General features: G+C 64.0%; 16 protein-coding genes. 8 read left to right on the top strand and 8 right to left on the bottom strand.

Translation table 11 applies throughout. The features are described 5' to 3' along the window. Positions 1-10 precede the first annotated feature (10 nt). Together IM701_RS06835 and IM701_RS06830 are read right to left on the bottom strand one after the other, a co-directional pair. Positions 11-1,396 (bottom strand): TIGR03013 family XrtA/PEP-CTERM system glycosyltransferase, encoded by a 1,386-nt coding sequence (locus IM701_RS06835; protein ID WP_039331082.1) that lies wholly within the window; start codon positions 1,394-1,396, stop codon positions 11-13. A 201-nt stretch (positions 1,397-1,597) separates the two neighbouring features. Further along, complete coding sequence (locus tag IM701_RS06830) at positions 1,598-1,870, bottom strand: hypothetical protein (protein ID WP_230487827.1); 273 nt, start codon at positions 1,868-1,870, stop codon at positions 1,598-1,600. 128 nt (positions 1,871-1,998) lie between these two features. On the opposite strand from IM701_RS06830, the gene IM701_RS06825 reads away from it, so the two are divergent. Then, positions 1,999-4,308: a patatin-like protein gene (locus tag IM701_RS06825; RefSeq protein WP_193828177.1), complete on the top strand. Its 2,310-nt coding sequence runs from the start codon at positions 1,999-2,001 to the stop codon at positions 4,306-4,308. Positions 4,309-4,406: 98 nt separating this feature from the next. Here IM701_RS06825 and dnaJ read toward each other — a convergent pair whose 3' ends face one another. Beyond that, entirely contained in the window at positions 4,407-5,537 is a 1,131-nt protein-coding gene (dnaJ, locus tag IM701_RS06820) for a molecular chaperone DnaJ (RefSeq protein ID WP_039331086.1), read from the bottom strand. A 70-nt stretch (positions 5,538-5,607) separates the two neighbouring features. Then, positions 5,608-7,515 (bottom strand): molecular chaperone DnaK, encoded by a 1,908-nt coding sequence (dnaK, locus tag IM701_RS06815; RefSeq protein WP_193828176.1) that lies wholly within the window; start codon positions 7,513-7,515, stop codon positions 5,608-5,610. 168 nt (positions 7,516-7,683) lie between these two features. On the opposite strand from dnaK, the gene IM701_RS06810 reads away from it, so the two are divergent. Together IM701_RS06810 and IM701_RS06805 are read left to right on the top strand one after the other, a co-directional pair. After that, a complete protein-coding gene (locus IM701_RS06810) occupies positions 7,684-8,235 on the top strand; it encodes a copper chaperone PCu(A)C (protein WP_193828175.1) in 552 nt (183 codons plus the stop codon). Beyond that, positions 8,232-8,726 carry a vgr related protein gene (locus tag IM701_RS06805; protein WP_193828174.1) on the top strand — a complete coding sequence of 165 codons (495 nt, stop codon included), beginning with the start codon at positions 8,232-8,234 and terminating at the stop codon, positions 8,724-8,726. Before IM701_RS06810 ends, IM701_RS06805 begins: the two co-directional genes overlap by 4 nt. On the opposite strand, the gene IM701_RS06800 is transcribed toward IM701_RS06805, so the two are convergent. Further along, the gene (locus IM701_RS06800; RefSeq protein WP_039331092.1) at positions 8,727-8,987 is read right to left on the bottom strand and encodes a YMGG-like glycine zipper-containing protein; all 261 of its coding nucleotides are present in this window, start codon (positions 8,985-8,987) and stop codon (positions 8,727-8,729) included. It abuts the gene before it with no gap. 165 nt (positions 8,988-9,152) lie between these two features. Here IM701_RS06800 and IM701_RS06795 point away from each other — a divergent pair, with 165 nt between their 5' ends. After that, complete coding sequence (locus IM701_RS06795; protein WP_193828173.1) at positions 9,153-9,830, top strand: cysteine hydrolase family protein; 678 nt, start codon at positions 9,153-9,155, stop codon at positions 9,828-9,830. Between the two features lie 108 nt (positions 9,831-9,938). Here IM701_RS06795 and IM701_RS06790 read toward each other — a convergent pair whose 3' ends face one another. Both IM701_RS06790 and hrcA read right to left on the bottom strand, forming a co-directional pair. Beyond that, entirely contained in the window at positions 9,939-10,514 is a 576-nt protein-coding gene (locus IM701_RS06790; RefSeq protein ID WP_193828172.1) for a nucleotide exchange factor GrpE, read from the bottom strand. Then, on the bottom strand, positions 10,511-11,575 hold the full coding sequence (gene hrcA, locus IM701_RS06785) for a heat-inducible transcriptional repressor HrcA (protein ID WP_193828171.1): 1,065 nt from the start codon (positions 11,573-11,575) through the stop codon (positions 10,511-10,513). Before hrcA ends, IM701_RS06790 begins: the two co-directional genes overlap by 4 nt. 77 nt (positions 11,576-11,652) lie before the next feature. Between hrcA and rph the strand changes: the two genes are divergently transcribed. From rph to IM701_RS06765, 4 genes are read left to right on the top strand one after another with little or no spacing between them, the layout of a single operon-like run. After that, entirely contained in the window at positions 11,653-12,369 is a 717-nt protein-coding gene (rph, locus tag IM701_RS06780) for a ribonuclease PH (protein WP_144907197.1), read from the top strand. Beyond that, complete coding sequence (rdgB, locus tag IM701_RS06775; protein ID WP_039331102.1) at positions 12,369-13,043, top strand: RdgB/HAM1 family non-canonical purine NTP pyrophosphatase; 675 nt, start codon at positions 12,369-12,371, stop codon at positions 13,041-13,043. The genes rph and rdgB overlap by 1 nt, the downstream gene beginning before the upstream one ends. Positions 13,044-13,053: 10 nt before the next feature. Next, complete coding sequence (gene hemW, locus IM701_RS06770) at positions 13,054-14,205, top strand: radical SAM family heme chaperone HemW (RefSeq protein ID WP_193828170.1); 1,152 nt, start codon at positions 13,054-13,056, stop codon at positions 14,203-14,205. Beyond that, a complete protein-coding gene (locus tag IM701_RS06765; RefSeq protein WP_193828169.1) occupies positions 14,202-15,095 on the top strand; it encodes a tyrosine recombinase XerC in 894 nt (297 codons plus the stop codon). The genes hemW and IM701_RS06765 overlap by 4 nt, the downstream gene beginning before the upstream one ends. Here the strand turns inward: IM701_RS06765 and IM701_RS06760 are convergent, their stop codons facing one another. Then, positions 15,096-16,424 carry a sensor histidine kinase KdpD gene (locus tag IM701_RS06760; RefSeq protein ID WP_230487846.1) on the bottom strand — a complete coding sequence of 443 codons (1,329 nt, stop codon included), beginning with the start codon at positions 16,422-16,424 and terminating at the stop codon, positions 15,096-15,098. Between the last annotated feature and the right edge of the window lie 25 nt (positions 16,425-16,449).

Below are 16,449 nucleotides of genomic sequence, written 5' to 3'. Positions count from 1 at the left end.
CGGCGCCTCCTTACCTAGCGCCCTCGTGCCAGAGCACGACGCGCAGAGTCTGAAGAAGGATCAGCAGGTCCAGGAAAGGGGTGTAGTTCTTGGCGTAGTAAAGGTCGTACTCGAGCTTGTGCCGCGAATCCTCGATCGATGCACCATAGGGATAATTGATCTGCGCCCAGCCCGTAATGCCGGGCTTCACCATATGTCGCTCGGCGTAATACGGCAGCTTTTCCTCAAGATCCGATACGAACTCGGGCCTCTCGGGACGGGGGCCGACAAAGCTCATCTCGCCTTTCAATACCGACCATGTCTGTGGCAGTTCATCGATGCGGACCTTGCGGATGAAGCGGCCGATCCGGGTCACGCGGGGGTCGTTCTCCTGCGCAAACTGCGCGCCGTTCACCTCGGCATCGGTACGCATCGAGCGCAGTTTGATCACATCGAACGGCTCGCCATAGAGGCCGACGCGGCGTTGGCGGAAGAACGCCGGCCCCTTGCTGTCGATCTTCACCAACAACGCAAACAGCACGATCACCGGCAGGGTCAGGACCAGCAGCAGCAAGCTCGCCGTGATATCGAAGATACGCTTTGCCGCACTCGACAGCGCGCGGCCCGACGAAAACCCGTCCGAGAAGATCAGCCAGCTGGGGTTGACCGTGTCGAGATCGACCCTGCCCGTCTCGCGTTCCATGAACGTCGAGAAATCGTTGACGTGCACCCCCGTGGTCTTGATCCGCAGCAGATCCTTCAGCGGCAGCGCATTTCGGCGCTCTTCCAGCGCCAGCACGACTTCGCTTACACCCAGATTCTCCACATAGCGCGTGAGGTTGTTGATCGCGTCGCGGTGTATCGCTTCCTCGACAACCGGTGCGGCGCTGCTCATGCCGATATACCCGACAATGGCGAAGCCTGCCTCTGGCCGCTCGCCCAGCTTGCGCAGGCGATCCGCTCGCGCTCCGGCGCCCAGCACCAGCACGCGCCGACGGAATGCCGATGTCCCGAGAAGTCCTCCCAGCAGCAGACGGATCAGGACCAGGAAGGCCATGGCGATGAACATTGCGTAGAACAGGTTCGATCGCCACAGCGTGCGCCCCGGCAGCATGAAGTAGACGACGGAAAGGGCGATGATCCCGAGGCTCACCGCCACCAGCAGGCGGGCCGTAGCGTAGCGCATCGAACGCAGCGCGTCCGAGCCATAGACACCGACTGCGATCATCGCGGTCTGCACCAGCACCGCAAACAGCAGCAATGGCGTCAACCGCATGGGCACCATGCCCGGGTCGATGCCGATCTGGTGCGCGCGCAGTTGCCACCCCAGTTCGCCGGCGCCGATCAACAGGACAAAGTCCAGCAAGCCCAGCAGCAGGACGGAATGCGGTATGTAATGCTTGAACAGGCGGATCATTTGCCCGGCACTCGTCACCCCACTCGGGCACGGAATGGCCCAGTGGGGCGGTCTTACACCGCAAAGGGTAAAGCGTCGGTTACTCTGACACCGGCAAGCTCATAATCCGGAGCTCACATCTATCTGAAATATATAGAGAAAACTCCGCCCACAAAAACAATCTGTCGGCGGAGTTTACATTCTTGGTTGATCCGAGCGGATCTATTTGCCGTCGGCAACGTCCTTCGCCGCGTCTCCAATGTCCTTGGCCGCGCTCCCTACGTTATCGGCGGCACGCTCGATCGCAGTGTCGCGGCTCGCGCGGCTGTCCGCCATCTGCATGATGAAATAGCCACCAACGACCAGCGCGATCAAAAGGATAATGGCAACCAGCCAGCCACTGCCGCCGCTGCGCGGGCGTTCGTCATAGACTGTCGTATGCGTGTGTGCGGACCCGTCAGGTTCACGCACTTCTACCGTACGTTGCTCGACCATGGTTTCGTCCCTTCTGATGAAGCTTTTCCGTCCAACGCGCAGGCAAACATGACGTTCCTTTCATCCACATCCGCGCCTTCTCGCCAAAGCCTCTGGTTCGCGACGCGCTGGCGTGCCAATGTGCCTCAATGCGGCAGAAGGAACTGCGTCTCGCCATCATCTGCTACGGCGGCATCAGCCTTGCCGTGTACATGCATGGAGTAACGAAGGAACTCTGGCACGCCACGCGCGCAAGCCGGGCATTCCACTGCCCGCATGAACCGAGCCCCGGTGGTGTCGAGGCGGTTTACCTGAGATTGTTCGAAGAGATTGCCCTGACCCGTGATCTGCGGCTGCGTCTTCTGCCCGATATCGTCTCCGGGGCCAGTGCCGGCGGGATAAACGGCGTGTTTCTGGCGCAGGCCATTGCCACGGGGCAAAGCCTGGAACCTCTCACGGCAATGTGGCTTGAACGCGCCGATATCGACGTCCTGCTCGATCCCGACGCAAAGCCGTGGAGCCGCTTCGCCAAGTTCTGGGCGCAACCTCTTGTCTGGTTCGTGCTGAAGCGGCCGGGAAATGTCGTCAGCAGTACTGTCGCGCCCGAGACTCGCTCCGAAGTGCGCCGCAAGGTCTCACGCCTGATCCGTGCGCGCTGGTTCGCTCCGCCTTTCAGCGGCATCGGCTTTTCCCGAATGATCGCCGATGCGCTCGACGCCATGGCAGCCACGCCGATGGGCGATCCGCTTTTGCCCGAAGGCCATCCCATGGACCTGCTGGTAACGGCGACCGACTTCAACGGCCATCTCGAAGAACTGCGCCTAAACAGCCCCGAAACGGTGGTCGAGAGCGAGCACCGCCTCTCGATAGGTTTCCGTCGATCGACCAGCAGGCATGGCAATCGGGACCTCGCACCATGCCCCGAACTGGTGCTTGCCGCCCGATCCACAGCCAGTTTCCCCGGTGCATTTCCGCCCCTAGTCATCGATGAGATCGATCAGCTCGTCGCCGAACGTGGCGCCACTTGGCCGGGACGCTCGCAGTTTCTCCAGCGCATCATGCCCAGCCATTGGAAGCGCGGCGACCTTGGCAGCGTGGCGCTCGTCGATGGCGCGGTGCTCGTCAATCGTCCCTTCGCGCAAGCCATCGGCGTCCTTCGTGACAGACCCGCGCGTCGTGAGGTCGATCGACGCTTCGTATATGTCGATCCCAGTCCCGATCACATGCGCATCGCGCCGAAGGGCGGGCGCACGATCGGCTTCTTTTCGGCCATCTTCGGCTCGCTATCCTCGATCCCGCGCGAACAGCCGATCCGCGACAACTTGGAATCGCTCGAGCGGCAATCACGACAACGGCAACGCCTTAGAACCATCGTCGATGCCCTTCGCCCCGAGATCGAGGAGACCGTGGAAGGGCTGTTCGGCCGAACCCTGTTTTTCGATCACCCCAACCAGCGACGGCTCACCGCATGGCGCAACAAGGCCCAACAAGCTGCTGCCGAGCGCGCGGGATATGCCTTCCACGGCTATGCGCAAACCAAGCTGGCCGGAATCGTCACCGATCTTGCGGCGCTGATCCACGAAGCCGCGCCAGCTGCAGCCTCGCTTGACAAGGTCGAGGCTGCCTTGTGGGATCACCTTGCCAGTACGGGGCTCGACCGCCTGTCGGCCTTGCGGGGGGGCGCAACCGACAAGGCCATTGTCTTCTTCCGCACCCACGATCTTTCTTTTCGTATCCGCCGCCTCAAGCTGCTCGCCCGCCGCCTGACGCACGATTGGGAGGAAGGTGAGAACGTCAGCATTACCGACCGCGAGGCCGCGCGAGATGCTGTCTACCGTGCCCAGGCGCTCTACCAGGGTCGAGAGACTTTCGAGGGTCTCGGCCCGGGCTTTGCCGAAACAGCTGCCTTGGCCACGGTCGATCCCGGCGCGGTTCTCAACGCAATCGCCACGCGGCGCGATCTCGTCGGGCTGGACCTACAGGTCGATTCCATGCTCGTGGCCGCACTTGAAAAGATGGACAAGTCGCTCCGCCGCCGCTTCCTCCACGCCTATCTGGGCTTTCCGTTCTACGACACCGCCACTCTGCCGCTGCTGCAGGGTGAGGGGATGGGCGAGTTCGATCCGGTAAAGGTCGATCGCATTTCACCAGATGATGCCACGTCCATCCGCAAGGGCGGCACGTTCGCGTGTCTGCGCGGGGTCGAATTCTTCAACTTCGGCGCGTTCTTCAGCCGCGCCTACCGCGAGAACGACTATCTGTGGGGCCGCCTCCACGGCGCCGAGCGCGTGATCGACCTGATCTGCTCCACGGTGGAGAACCCGCTACCAGGCGAAGTGATCGCAGCCTTCAAGCGCGACGCCTTCCTGGCGATTCTGGAGGAGGAGCAGGGGCGGTTGACGGCCGAGCCGGGACTGGTGGACCGGGTCCGCACCGAAGTCGTTGCCGCATTTCAGTGAGCTGAACTGCGCCCCCGCGCAGCCGGGGGCCTCAGTCGGTTCAAGCAGCCGGTCTGTAACACCGCCCAGGTCCCCACCTGCGCGTGGACGCGGCAAGCTTACTCCGTCAGATCCGTCCAGGCATCCTTGATGCGCTCGAAGAAGCCCTTTGACTGCGGGCATTCCTCACCGGTCTCGGTCGCCTGGAACTCGCGGAGAATTTCCTTCTGGCGCGCCGAAAGCTTGGTCGGGGTCTCGACGTGGATCTCGACGACCAGATCGCCGATGCCGCGGCCCTGCAGCACGGGCATCCCGCCGCCACGTTTGCGCAACTGCTTGCCCGACTGGATGCCGGCCGGAATTTCAATCGTGTGAACCTTGCCGTCGAGGCCCGGAATCTCGATCTCGCCGCCCAGCGCTGCGGTCGTGAAGCTGATCGGGCAGCGTGTCAGCAGCGTCGTGCCCTCGCGCTCGAACACTTTGTGGCGCTGGATATGCAGGAACAGGTAGAGGTCACCCGGAGGCGCGCCGAACGGCCCAGCCTCGCCCTTGCCGGCAAGGCGGATGCGCGTGCCATTGTCGACGCCCGCCGGAATGTTCACCTGCAACCGCTGCTCGGCATCTACCCGGCCTTCGCCGCGACAGGCCTTGCACGGGCTCTCGATCACTTCGCCCCGGCCGTGGCAGTTCGGGCAGGCCCGCTCCACCATGAAGAAGCCCTGCTGCGCCCGCACCTTGCCGTGCCCGCCGCAAAGGTTGCAGCGTCGCGCCGAAGTGCCGGGTGTTGCGCCTGAACCACCGCAAGGGTCGCACTTCTGCGAAACCTCGACCGCGATCTCGGTCTCCTTGCCGTGGAATGCGTCCTCGAGGCTAATTTCCATGTCGTAGCGCAGGTCCGCGCCGCGCCGCGCCTGCTGACGGCCACCGCCGCCAAACGCACCGCCGAAGATCGTCTCGAAGATATCGCCGATATCGCCGAAGTCTCCACCACCGAAACCACCTTGGCCGCCACCTGCGCCCTGCTGGAACGCGGCGTGACCATAGCGGTCATAGGCTGCCCGCTTCTGCGGGTCGGAGAGGCAGGCATAGGCCTCGTTGATCTGCTTGAACTTGGCCTCGCTCTCTGCACAGCCCGGATTCTTGTCCGGGTGGAACTTCATGGCGAGTTTTCGGTATGCAGACTTCAGGACCTTCTCATCCGCAGTCCGCTCAACTTCGAGCAATTCGTAGAAATCGATCTCGGCCGACATTGCGCTTCCCTAACGCGAAGACCCGCCGCCAGCGCATTCGCGCGAGCGGCGGGCCGGTTTCATCGCAACATCACTTGTTGTCGTCGACTTCCGAGAACTCGGCGTCGACCACGTCGTCATCAGCCTTCGGAGCCTCGGCGCCCGGAGAAGCCGCAGCAGCCTGCTCCTTCTCGTAGATCGCCTGGCCCATCTTCATGGCCTTTTCAGTGAGCGCCTGGGTCTTGGCGGTCATCTCTTCCGAGTTACCACTTTCGACAGCCGTCTTGGCCTCGGCGATGGCGGCTTCGATCTCTGCCTTCAGCGATGCGTCGATCTTGTCGCCGTTCTCTTCAAGCTGGCGCTCGGTCGCGTGGATGAGGCTTTCGGCGTTGTTCTTGGCTTCCGCCTCGGCACGACGCTTCTTGTCCTCTTCGGCGAACTTCTCGGCATCGCGGACCATCTGGTCGATGTCCGCATCCGACAGACCACCAGACGCCTGAATGCGGATCTGCTGCTCCTTGCCGGTGCCCTTGTCCTTCGCGCTCACGTTCACGATGCCGTTGGCGTCGATGTCGAACGTCACCTCGATCTGCGGCACGCCGCGCCGGGCTGGCGGAATGCCGACTAGGTCGAACTGGCCGAGGAGCTTGTTGTCCTGCGCCATTTCGCGCTCGCCCTGGAAGACCCGGATCGTCACCGCCTGCTGATTGTCCTCGGCAGTCGAATAGACCTGGCTCTTCTTGGTCGGGATCGTGGTGTTGCGGTCGATCATCTTGGTCATGATGCCGCCCAGCGTCTCGATACCCAGCGAAAGCGGGGTCACGTCGAGCAGCAGCACGTCCTTGACGTCACCCTGCAGAACGCCAGCCTGGATTGCGGCACCCATGGCGACGACTTCGTCCGGGTTCACGCCGGTGTGCGGATCCTTGCCGAAGAAGTCCTTCACCACTTCGCGGACCTTGGGCATGCGGGTCATGCCGCCGACGAGAACGACGTCATCGATGTCCTTGGCCGAAAGACCGGCGTCAGCCAGAGCCTTCTTGCAGGGGTCGAGCGTGCGCTGGATCAGGCCTGCGACCAGCTTTTCAAGATCGGCGCGGGTGATCGTCTCCACCAGATGGAGCGGGGTGGTGCTGCCACCTTCCATGCGGGCGGTGATGAACGGCAGGTTGATTTCGGTCGTCTGGGCAGACGACAGCTCGATCTTGGCCTTTTCCGCGGCTTCCTTCAGGCGCTGCAGGGCAAGCTTGTCGCCGCGCAGGTCCATGTTTTCCTTCGACTTGAACTTGTCGGCAAGAAATTCCACCAGCGCCGTATCGAAGTCCTCACCACCCAGGAAGGTGTCGCCATTGGTCGACTTCACTTCGAACACGCCATCGCCGATCTCGAGGATCGAGATGTCGAAGGTGCCGCCACCGAGGTCATAGACCGCGATCGTCTTGCCGTCCTGCTTGTCGAGGCCATAGGCCAGCGCCGCAGCCGTCGGCTCGTTGATGATGCGCAGCACTTCGAGACCCGCAATCTGCCCGGCGTCCTTGGTCGCCTGGCGCTGTGCGTCGTTGAAGTAGGCCGGCACGGTGATCACCGCCTGCGTCACGGTCTCGCCAAGATAGGCCTCGGCGGTTTCCTTCATCTTCTGCAGGGTGAAGGCCGAGATCTGCGACGGGCTGTAGTCCTGGCCACCGGCCTTGACCCAGGCATCGCCGTTCTTGCCCTTGGTGATGGTGTAGGGGACGAGTTCCGTGTCCTTCTGGGTCAGCGGATCGTCAAAGCGGCGGCCGATCAGGCGCTTCACCGCGAAAATCGTGTTGTCGGGGTTGGTCACCGCCTGGCGCTTGGCCGGCTGGCCGATCAGGCGCTCGCCATCCTTGGTGAATGCGACGATCGACGGCGTGGTGCGCGCACCTTCCGAGTTTTCAATGACCTTGGGCGTGCCCCCGTCCATAACAGCAACGCAGCTGTTGGTCGTGCCAAGGTCGATGCCGATAACTTTAGCCATGAGTTCCCCAGTTCCTTCCATTCAAGACACCGCGTGGGAAAGCGATCCCCCTGCCGGGCAGACCGCCATGTGCGGCTCGATTGTCCGCGATATAGGTGCGCTTCTTCTTGGCACAAGGCCCCCACGCGCTTACCTCGGGACACATATTGGCAACAGGAGTCGCCCTTCATGCGCAAGCTTGCAATCATTGGACTTTCCGCCCTCGCCCTGTCGCTCGGCGCCTGCGGCCAGAAGGCAGAAGATCCGACGGATCAGGCCAGCAGCAGCGCCGCAGCCGGTCCCGAAAGCGCACCCGGCGTCACGGTGACCGACGCGATGGTCCGCCTGCCCGCAGTGCCGGGCACGCCGGGCGCTGCCTACTTCACCGTCTCGCAGGGCAGTGGAGCCCCGCGCAAGATCGCCTCGGTCTATGTCGAAGGCGCGCAGCGCGCCGAGATGCACGAAACCGTCACGAAGAACGGCATCTCCTCAATGCAGCAGGTCAAGGACGTGCCGATCGAAGCGGGCAAGAGCGCGGAGTTCAAGCCGGGCGGTCTTCACGTGATGCTGTTTGACGTGGCTGACAGCCTCAAGGCCGGCGGCACCACGGAACTCACGATCACGCTCGACAATGGCGACAAGGTCAGCGTTCCCGCCAAGGTCGAAGCGCTCGGCGGTGGCAGCGACGCCGACGCGATGGAAGGCATGGACCATTCCGGCCACGACATGAGCAAGATGTGAGAAAAGCCGACGCTCCCTGCCCGCCTGGCGGGGAGCGCCGCCTCACGCCAGGCGAATGCGCGCTGGTTTTCGAAGTGTTTGGCGCCGCCGTAGACACCCGACCCGTCCGCATCCGCCGCCGCCGCTGGTTTCCCTTCCAGCCGACGGCCACGGTCATGGCCCCGATGGGGCACCTCCACTTCGCTGCCGCCAGCCCGCACTACGAGCACGACTTCGCAGACGCACCGCTTCCGGCCCAAGGGCTGTTCATCCATGAAATGGTCCACGTCTGGCAGGCCCAGACGCGCGGCCGATGGTGGCTCCCGCTGATGCGCCACCCGTTCTGTCGCTACAGCTACACCTATGATCCCGGCCGCCCGTTCGAACGCTACGGCATCGAACAGCAGGCTGAGCTTGTCCGCCACTGGTTCATGGCAAGACGGGGCGCACCGTCACCGGCCGCCCCGCCATTGCAAGCGCTCGACGCGCTTGTTCCGTTCAATCCAGGCTGATCAGCAGCGGACTTCGTATTCCCGGCCATAGCGATCGACCTGATAGCAGCGATTGTCGCGCTTGCGGATCTGCGAACCGCCAACCGCGCCAACCGCGCCACCGATGGCCGCACCCTGCACAACGTCGCCGCCAGTCGCTGCGCCGATTCCTGCACCAACCGCGGCGCCCACAGCAGCACCCTCGCCTGCATAGTTCCTCGCGCAGCCGCCCAAAGTGACGGCCGAACCCATGATAAGCGATGCAATGATGATCTTGCGCATAATGTATCTCCGTTTCCCGGAGACGACGCGCCGACCTTCTTCGCGTTCCATGCCTTGCGATGAAGCGTTTTATCCAGCGTTTCTCCTGCCGAAACCGCGAAAGCCTGTTGAGGACAGTCGGCATGCGAACAGGCAAGATGGCCGGCAGCAGGAGATCTGACCGCCATGCCTCATGCCGTTGACCATCGCGCCATCCTTGCCCGCTTCGCCCCCACGCGCGGTGGTGATGGCAATATCTTCCAAGATATCGAACCCGCGCGGCTCGCCCATATCGTCGTCGACATGCAGAACGGCTTCATGGAGGAAGGCGCGCCGGTAGAAGTGCCGATGGCCCGCACCATCGTCGACAATATCAACCGCATCAGCGCCGCAATTCGTGCCAGCGGCGGCCACAACGTGTTTCTCCGCTACACCACACCGCCCGATGGCGGCCCGAGCTGGTCGAATTTCATGGTTCGCATGGGGAGCAAGGCGCAAGGGCACCAGGAGGCCTTCACCCCGGGCGCGCATTACTGGCAGCTCTGGCCAACGCTCGAAGTAGCCGCGAACGATACGGTGATCGACAAGCACCGCTTCAGCGGTTTCACGCCCGGAACCTGCATGCTCCACGCCGTCCTGCAGGATCGCGGCATAGATACGGTGCTGATTACGGGCACCCTCACCAACTGCTGCTGCGAAAGCACTGCCCGCGACGCGATGCAGCACAACTACCGCGTGCTGATGGCGGGCGATGCCATGGCCGCACTGTCAGACGAGGAACACGCTGCGACGCTCCACAACATGGCCTTCGTATTCGCCGATCTCTATTCGACGGATGAAATTGTCGGATTGCTCGGAGGGTAAAAAGCTCTGCGCTCCCGCGAAGGCGGAGGCCTCGGTGGTTTCACGAAGCATCAAAGCAAACCGGCTGAGGTCCCCGTCTCCGCGGGGACGCATCAGCGTGTGATAAAATCAGTCCGGCTTCTTGGCCACTGCCACCATTGCCGGTCGCAGCAGACGGTCCTTGATCATATAGCCTGCCTGCAGCTCCGAGATCACCGTGCCCGGTTCGGCATCGGCCGAGGGCATCTCGATCATCGCCTGGTGCTGGTGTGGATCGAGCGGGAGGCCCATTGCGGCGATGCGGGTGATGCCGTGGCTGCCGAACACCTTCTCGATCTCGCGCCCCGTGGCTTCAAGCCCGGCGACGAGGTTCTTGAACTTCTCGTCCTCGCGCAGGTCAGCCGGGATAGATTCCAGGGCGCGCGCCAGATTGTCCGCTACCGAAAGGATATCGCGGGCAAAGCCGGTCGCGGCATAGGCGCGGGCGTCGGCGATGTCCTTCTCCATGCGACGGCGCACGTTCTGCGTTTCGGCCTTGGCATAGAGCACGTCCTGCTTGGCCGCCTCAAGCTCCTCGCGCAGCCTGACCGCTTCATCGCCTGAAGAGGAATCCTTGGCGGAAGACTGGTCGATCATGTCCTCGGGCACACCCTTCAGTTCCGCCTCGACTTCAGCGTCAGTGGGGCGCGTCTCGTTATCGCTCATTTTCTCGAAAATCCGTCTTGTCCGATGAATCTGCCCAGCGTCTGGGCGGTGAAATCAACCATGGGGACGACGCGCGCATAATTCAACCGCGTTGGGCCGATCACGCCGACCACGCCGACCACCCGCCCCTCGCTGTCGCGCCATGGTGAGGCAATGACCGACGACCCCGAAAGCGAGAACAGGCGGTTCTCGCTCCCGATGAAAATACGCGTCGCTTGCGCCTCGCGCGCGGCATCCAGCACCCGCGCGATCGCCTCGGCGCTCTCCAGTTCGTCAAGTAGCTGGCGGACGCGTTCGATATCGCTCAGCGCCGCTTCGTCGAGCAGGTTGGCCTGCCCGCGCACGACCATCACTGGTCGCGCCGCGGCATCCTGCGTCCACACCACCAGCCCGCGCTGCACCAGATCGGCACTGGCTGCATCCAGCGCCGAACGTCCCCCATCGATCTCCGCTCGCACCACGCCAGACGCTTCGCCAAGCGTGCGACCCTGCAACCGGCTCGTCAGATAATTGCCAGCCTGCTCAAGCACCGCAGCACCCACCGGCTCGGGCAAGTCTATCACCCGGTTCTCGATCCCGCCGTCCTCGCTGACCAGCACGGCGAGCGCCCGCACGGGCGAGAGCGGCACGAACGAAATCTGCACCAGCCGGGGCTCGCGCTTGGGCACCATGACCACCGCAGCCCCCGCCGAAAGCTCCGACAGCGCCGAACTCGCCGCCGCCAGCGCATTCTCGATCGTCCCGCCGTGGGCAAGCCCGCGCTCGATCTGCGCGCGTTCGGCCACGGTCGGCTCCGCCACCTGCATGATCCCGTCGACGAACAGCCGCAAGCCCACCTCGGTCGGCATCCGGCCTGCACTGGTATGCGGCGCAGCGAGAAGCCCGGCGTCCTGCAGTTCCTGCAATACAGAGCGGATCGAAGCGGGCGACAAGTTCACGCCCCCCGGCCCAGCCAGCGCCTTTGAGCCCATCGGCTGTCCACTGGCGATATAACCCTCCACGACGAGACGGAAAATCTCGCGTGCGCGGTCGGTCAGATCGGAGAGCGTTGGGCCGTGCATGGTGACAATCTAATCCACGCTCTTGCAGGCTCAAGCCCGATGCGCCAGAGGCTGGCCAAACTTTTGAGGGAAAATCCATGCGACCTTCCGGCCGTGCGCCCGATGAAATGCGCCCCATCGTCATTGAAACCGCCTTCACCAAGCACGCCGAAGGCTCGGTCCTGATCTGCTTCGGCGATACCAAGGTGCTCGTCACCGCCTCGGTGGAAGAGCGCGTGCCGCCGTTCCTGCGCGGCAAGGGCGAAGGCTGGGTAACGGCAGAGTACTCCATGCTCCCCCGCGCTACCCACACGCGCGGCAGCCGCGAAGCGGCCAAGGGCAAGCAGTCGGGCCGCACCCAGGAAATCCAGCGCCTGATCGGCCGCAGCTTGCGCGCCGTCACCGATCTCAAGAAGCTGGGCGAGCGCCAGATCACTTTGGACTGCGACGTGATCCAGGCCGATGGCGGCACCCGCACCGCCTCGATCTCCGGCGCTTGGGTCGCCCTGCGTCTCGCCGTACAGAAGCTGCTTGATAGCGGCGCGATCAAGGAAGACCCGCTGACCGAAAAGGTCGCCGCGATCTCCTGCGGCATCGTCAATGGCCAGCCGGTGCTCGACCTTGATTACATTGAAGATTCCTCGGCAGATGCCGACGCCAACTTCGTCCTGATCGAAGGCGGCAAGATCGCCGAGGCGCAGGCCACGGCCGAAGGCGCGACCTACGACGAAGAAGGCCTCCTGCGCCTCCTCCGCCTCGCCCGCATCGGCTGCAACGAGATCTTCGCGGCGCAGGAAAAGGCGGTTCGCGGCTGATGTCTTCGCCCCGTCTCGGCACCGGCAAGCTGGTCATCGCCACGCACAACGCCGGAAAGCTCAAGGAAATTCAGGCCCTTCTCGCGCCCTACGGGATCGAGTGCCTGTCCGCCGGCGCACTCGGCCTGCCGGAGCCTGCCGAGACGGGCACGACCTTCGTCGAGAACGCGCTGATCAAGGCGCGGGCAGCGGCGGAGGCTTCGCAGATCCCCGCCCTCGCCGACGACTCCGGCCTCTGCGTCGACGCCCTCGGAGGAGCACCGGGGGTCTACACCGCGGATTGGGCCGAGGCGGACGTGTTCGAGGGAGGGCCCGGTCGCGACTGGTACATGGCGATGGGCAAGGTTGAGGGAAAGCTCGCGGGAGTTGAGGCCGAGTTCGCGAGAGTTGCGGCAGAGTCCGGGGAGAGTGCCCCAGAGTTGGAAAGAGGCTGCCACTTTGCCTGCGTGCTCGCCATCGCGTGGCCAGACGGCTCCCACGCGGTCTACGAAGGCCGGGCGCATGGCACTCTCACCTGGCCTCCGCGCGGAACAATGGGCTTCGGCTATGACCCGGTGTTCGTGCCCGTGGGCGACACTCGCACCTTCGCAGAACTCGATCCGGCCGAAAAGCACGCGATCAGCCACCGCGCCGACGCCTTCGCCAAGCTGGTAGCGGACCAGTTTTCGGCCTAAGGCTCTGGCCATGGCCCTAGCGCTCTACATCCACTGGCCGTTCTGCCTCGCAAAGTGCCCCTATTGCGACTTCAACAGCCACGTCCGTGATCGGACGGACATGGCGGCTTGGGCCGAGGCGCTGCTGGCGGACATGCGCCATGAAGCGCAGTTGACGCCGGGCCGGAAGCTTACCTCGATCTTCTTCGGCGGGGGCACGCCTTCGCTCATGCCGCCAGCGCTGGTCGAAACGCTGCTGCGTGAGGCACAAGGCCTGTGGGGCTTTGCCCCCGGTATCGAGATCACGCTTGAGGCCAACCCGAGCTCGGTCGAGGCTGCCAATTTCGGTGCACTGGCAAGCGCTGGGATCAACCGCGTTTCGCTCGGTCTGCAGGCGCTCGACGACAAGACGCTGAAGTTTCTCGGCCGACTGCATGGCGTCACGGAGAGCCTTGCCGCGCTGAACCTGGCGCAGTCCCACTTCAGCCGCGTCAGCTTCGATCTGATCTATGCCCGCCCTGAACAGACGCCAGCGCAATGGCAGGCAGAGCTGCAGCGCGCGCTCGCCTTCGGAACCGGCCATCTCAGTCTCTACCAGCTGACCATCGAACCCGGCACCCGCTTCGCCACGCTGGTGCGCGAAGGCCATCTCACACCACTCGACGACGATCAGGCCGCCGACTTGTTCACGCTCACCCGCGAACTGACTGCCACTGCCGGCCTCCCCGCCTACGAAACCAGCAACCACGCCCGCCCGGGCGAGGAAAGCCGCCATAACCTCACCTACTGGCGCTATCAGGACTACGTAGGCATCGGCCCCGGTGCACATGGGCGCAGGCTCGGCGCGGCGACTGTGCGGCACAAGAAGCCTGAGAACTTCCTGCGCGCGGTAAGCGAGCAGAAGCACGGCATTGCCGAGGAGCGGCATCTGATCCCCTCGGATCAGGCAATGGAAGCGGTGCTGATGGGCCTGCGACTGGCCGAGGGTATCGAGCCGGTGCCCCTCGCTGCGCGGTTCGGCTTCACTGCGAATGATCTTATCGACCCGGAAAAACGCGATTTCTACGTGCGGCTGGGCCATCTTGCCGAGGACCGCGGACGCCTGAGCGTGACCGAACAGGGCGCGCCGCTGCTTGAAGCCCTGCTCGCGGAACTCGTGCCGGCGGCGCTGGTCGGCGCATGACCACGGCGGACTTTCTCGAGGCTTGGCACAATCACTTGGCTCTCGGCCGCCGTCGCTCACCCCATACCGTGCGCGCCTATACCGCAACCGTCGCGCGCCTGCTTCATGCCTTGCCCGAAGGCCAAAGCTGGTCAACGCTCGCGCGGATCGACGCTACAACCTTGCGCAATCATCTGGCCGAGCGCCGCGCCGATGGCCTGGGCAATGTTTCTGCGGCGCGCGAACTTTCGGCGCTCAAGTCCTTCATCGCCTTCGCCCGCGAGCAGGCTGGAGAGGCTGACACCAGCCGCCCACGATTGCGCGGCCCGCGCGTAAAGAAGGGCTTGCCGCGCCCCGTCACGCCAGACGAAGCGGTCAATCTTGCCGAAATGGTCGCCGACGATGCGGGGGTACCATGGATCGCCGCGCGCGACCGTGCCGTCCTGCTTCTGCTTTATGGTGCCGGAATGCGCATTGCCGAAGCGCTGGCGCTGCCAGCCTCAACCTTGCCGCTGGGCGAAACTGTCGTGATTACCGGCAAGGGTGGCCGCCAACGCGTCGTTCCCCTGCTGCCGATCGTGAGCGAGGGTGTTTCCGACTATGTGGCGCAATGTCCTTGGCCGCTTGCCAAGGACGAACCGCTGTTTCGCGGCGCGAAGGGCGGTCCCTTGGCGCAGGGCATGGTGCAACGTGCTGTGGCAAGGGCGCGCACCGCGCTGGGTTTGCCGGCCACGGCGACGCCGCACGCCCTGCGTCACTCCTTTGCCACGCACCTGCTAAGCGCCGGGGCTGACTTGCGCTCCCTGCAGGAACTGCTCGGCCACGCGAGCCTGTCGTCAACCCAGATCTATACCCGGGTCGATGCGGCAACGCTGCTGGACGTCTACCGGAATGCCCATCCGCGGGCGTGATCACTGTTTGGCAGTGGCACTCCGTGGCAATCGCAGCACCGACAGCAACCCGCCGAGGTCTTCACTTTCCCTGAGTTCGACGCTGCCGCCGTAGATTTCTGCAACATCCCGCACGATAGCGAGGCCAAGGCCGGTTCCGGGCTTTCCGGTATCGAGCCTGGCGCCACGATCGAAGATACGCTCGCGGGACTCCTCGGGAATGCCGATGCCATCGTCCTCGACCCAGATTTCGCAGAACTTCGGATCGGCGGGTGCAGCGTCGATGGTAATGAAGACCGATCCGCCGCCGTACTTGGCCGCATTCTCGATCAAGTTGCCAAGGATCTCGTCGAGGTCCTGACGCTCGATCGATACCTCGGCGGTGCGGTTGCCGTCCATGTCGAAGCGCACGTTCGGGTAGAGGCGGACAACAGCCCGTTCCACTGCTTCGGCGCTTTCCCACACCTGGGCGCGTGACATGCCCACCGCGCGGCGACCGACTGCGCGCGCGCGCGCGAGGTGATGGTCGACTTGACGGCGCATGACCGCAGCTTCGCGGATCACCGTATCGGCAAGATCATCGGCCTTGGCGGTTGCCGCATTCATCACCACGGTGAGCGGGGTCTTGAGGGCGTGGGCAAGATTGCCTGCATGGGTGCGCGCCTCTTCGGCCTGGCGCTCGGAGTGTTCGAGCAGGGCGTTGAGTTCGACCACGAGTGGCTGGACTTCGAGGGGCAAGGGTTCGGTGACGCGGCTAGCCCCGCCCTCGCGCATGCGGGCTATCGCCAGCCTCACACGACGCAAGGGGCCAAGACCGTAGAACGTCTGCAGTCCCGCCATGGTGAACAGCCCGAGGCCGAGTGCGAGGAAAGACCAGATCAGGATCGAGCGGATGCGCCGGATCTGTGCGTCGATCTCGCCACGGCTGGCGGCGACCTGAAATTCCCACAGCGTGTTGGCACCCGGCAGGATCACAGAGCGCTTGATGATGCGCAGGCGCTCACCCTCGAACTGGTCGCTGTCGTCGATCTTCGGGTCGACATAGTTCTGATCGGGATCGGTGCGGAGCGAACGGTCCCACAGCGAGCGCGAAGGGAAGTCCTCGTGCCCTTGCCCGGAGATTTGCCAGTAAAGGCCGCTGTTGGGCTCAAGGAAGCGCTGGTCGCCGAGGGGGCGGTTGAAGAAGACTTCACCGTCCGGCCCGATCTCGGCCGAGGCGACCATTGCGGTCAGCATATAGCCGAGTTGTTCATCGAAATTGCGGGTGACCAGCCCAGTCAGCGTCTGGTCGAGCGCCAGACCACCACCGAGCAGGAGGACGCTGATCCATCCTGCCGCGATAAGCAGCATTCGCCGCGCCAGCGAGCCGGTATGC

The sequence above is a fragment of the Novosphingobium sp. ES2-1 genome (assembly GCF_015169775.1).
GTDB lineage: Bacteria > Pseudomonadota > Alphaproteobacteria > Sphingomonadales > Sphingomonadaceae > Novosphingobium > Novosphingobium subterraneum.
Note: the sequence above shows the minus strand (reverse complement) of the source record. Positions and strands in the feature narration are given on the sequence as shown.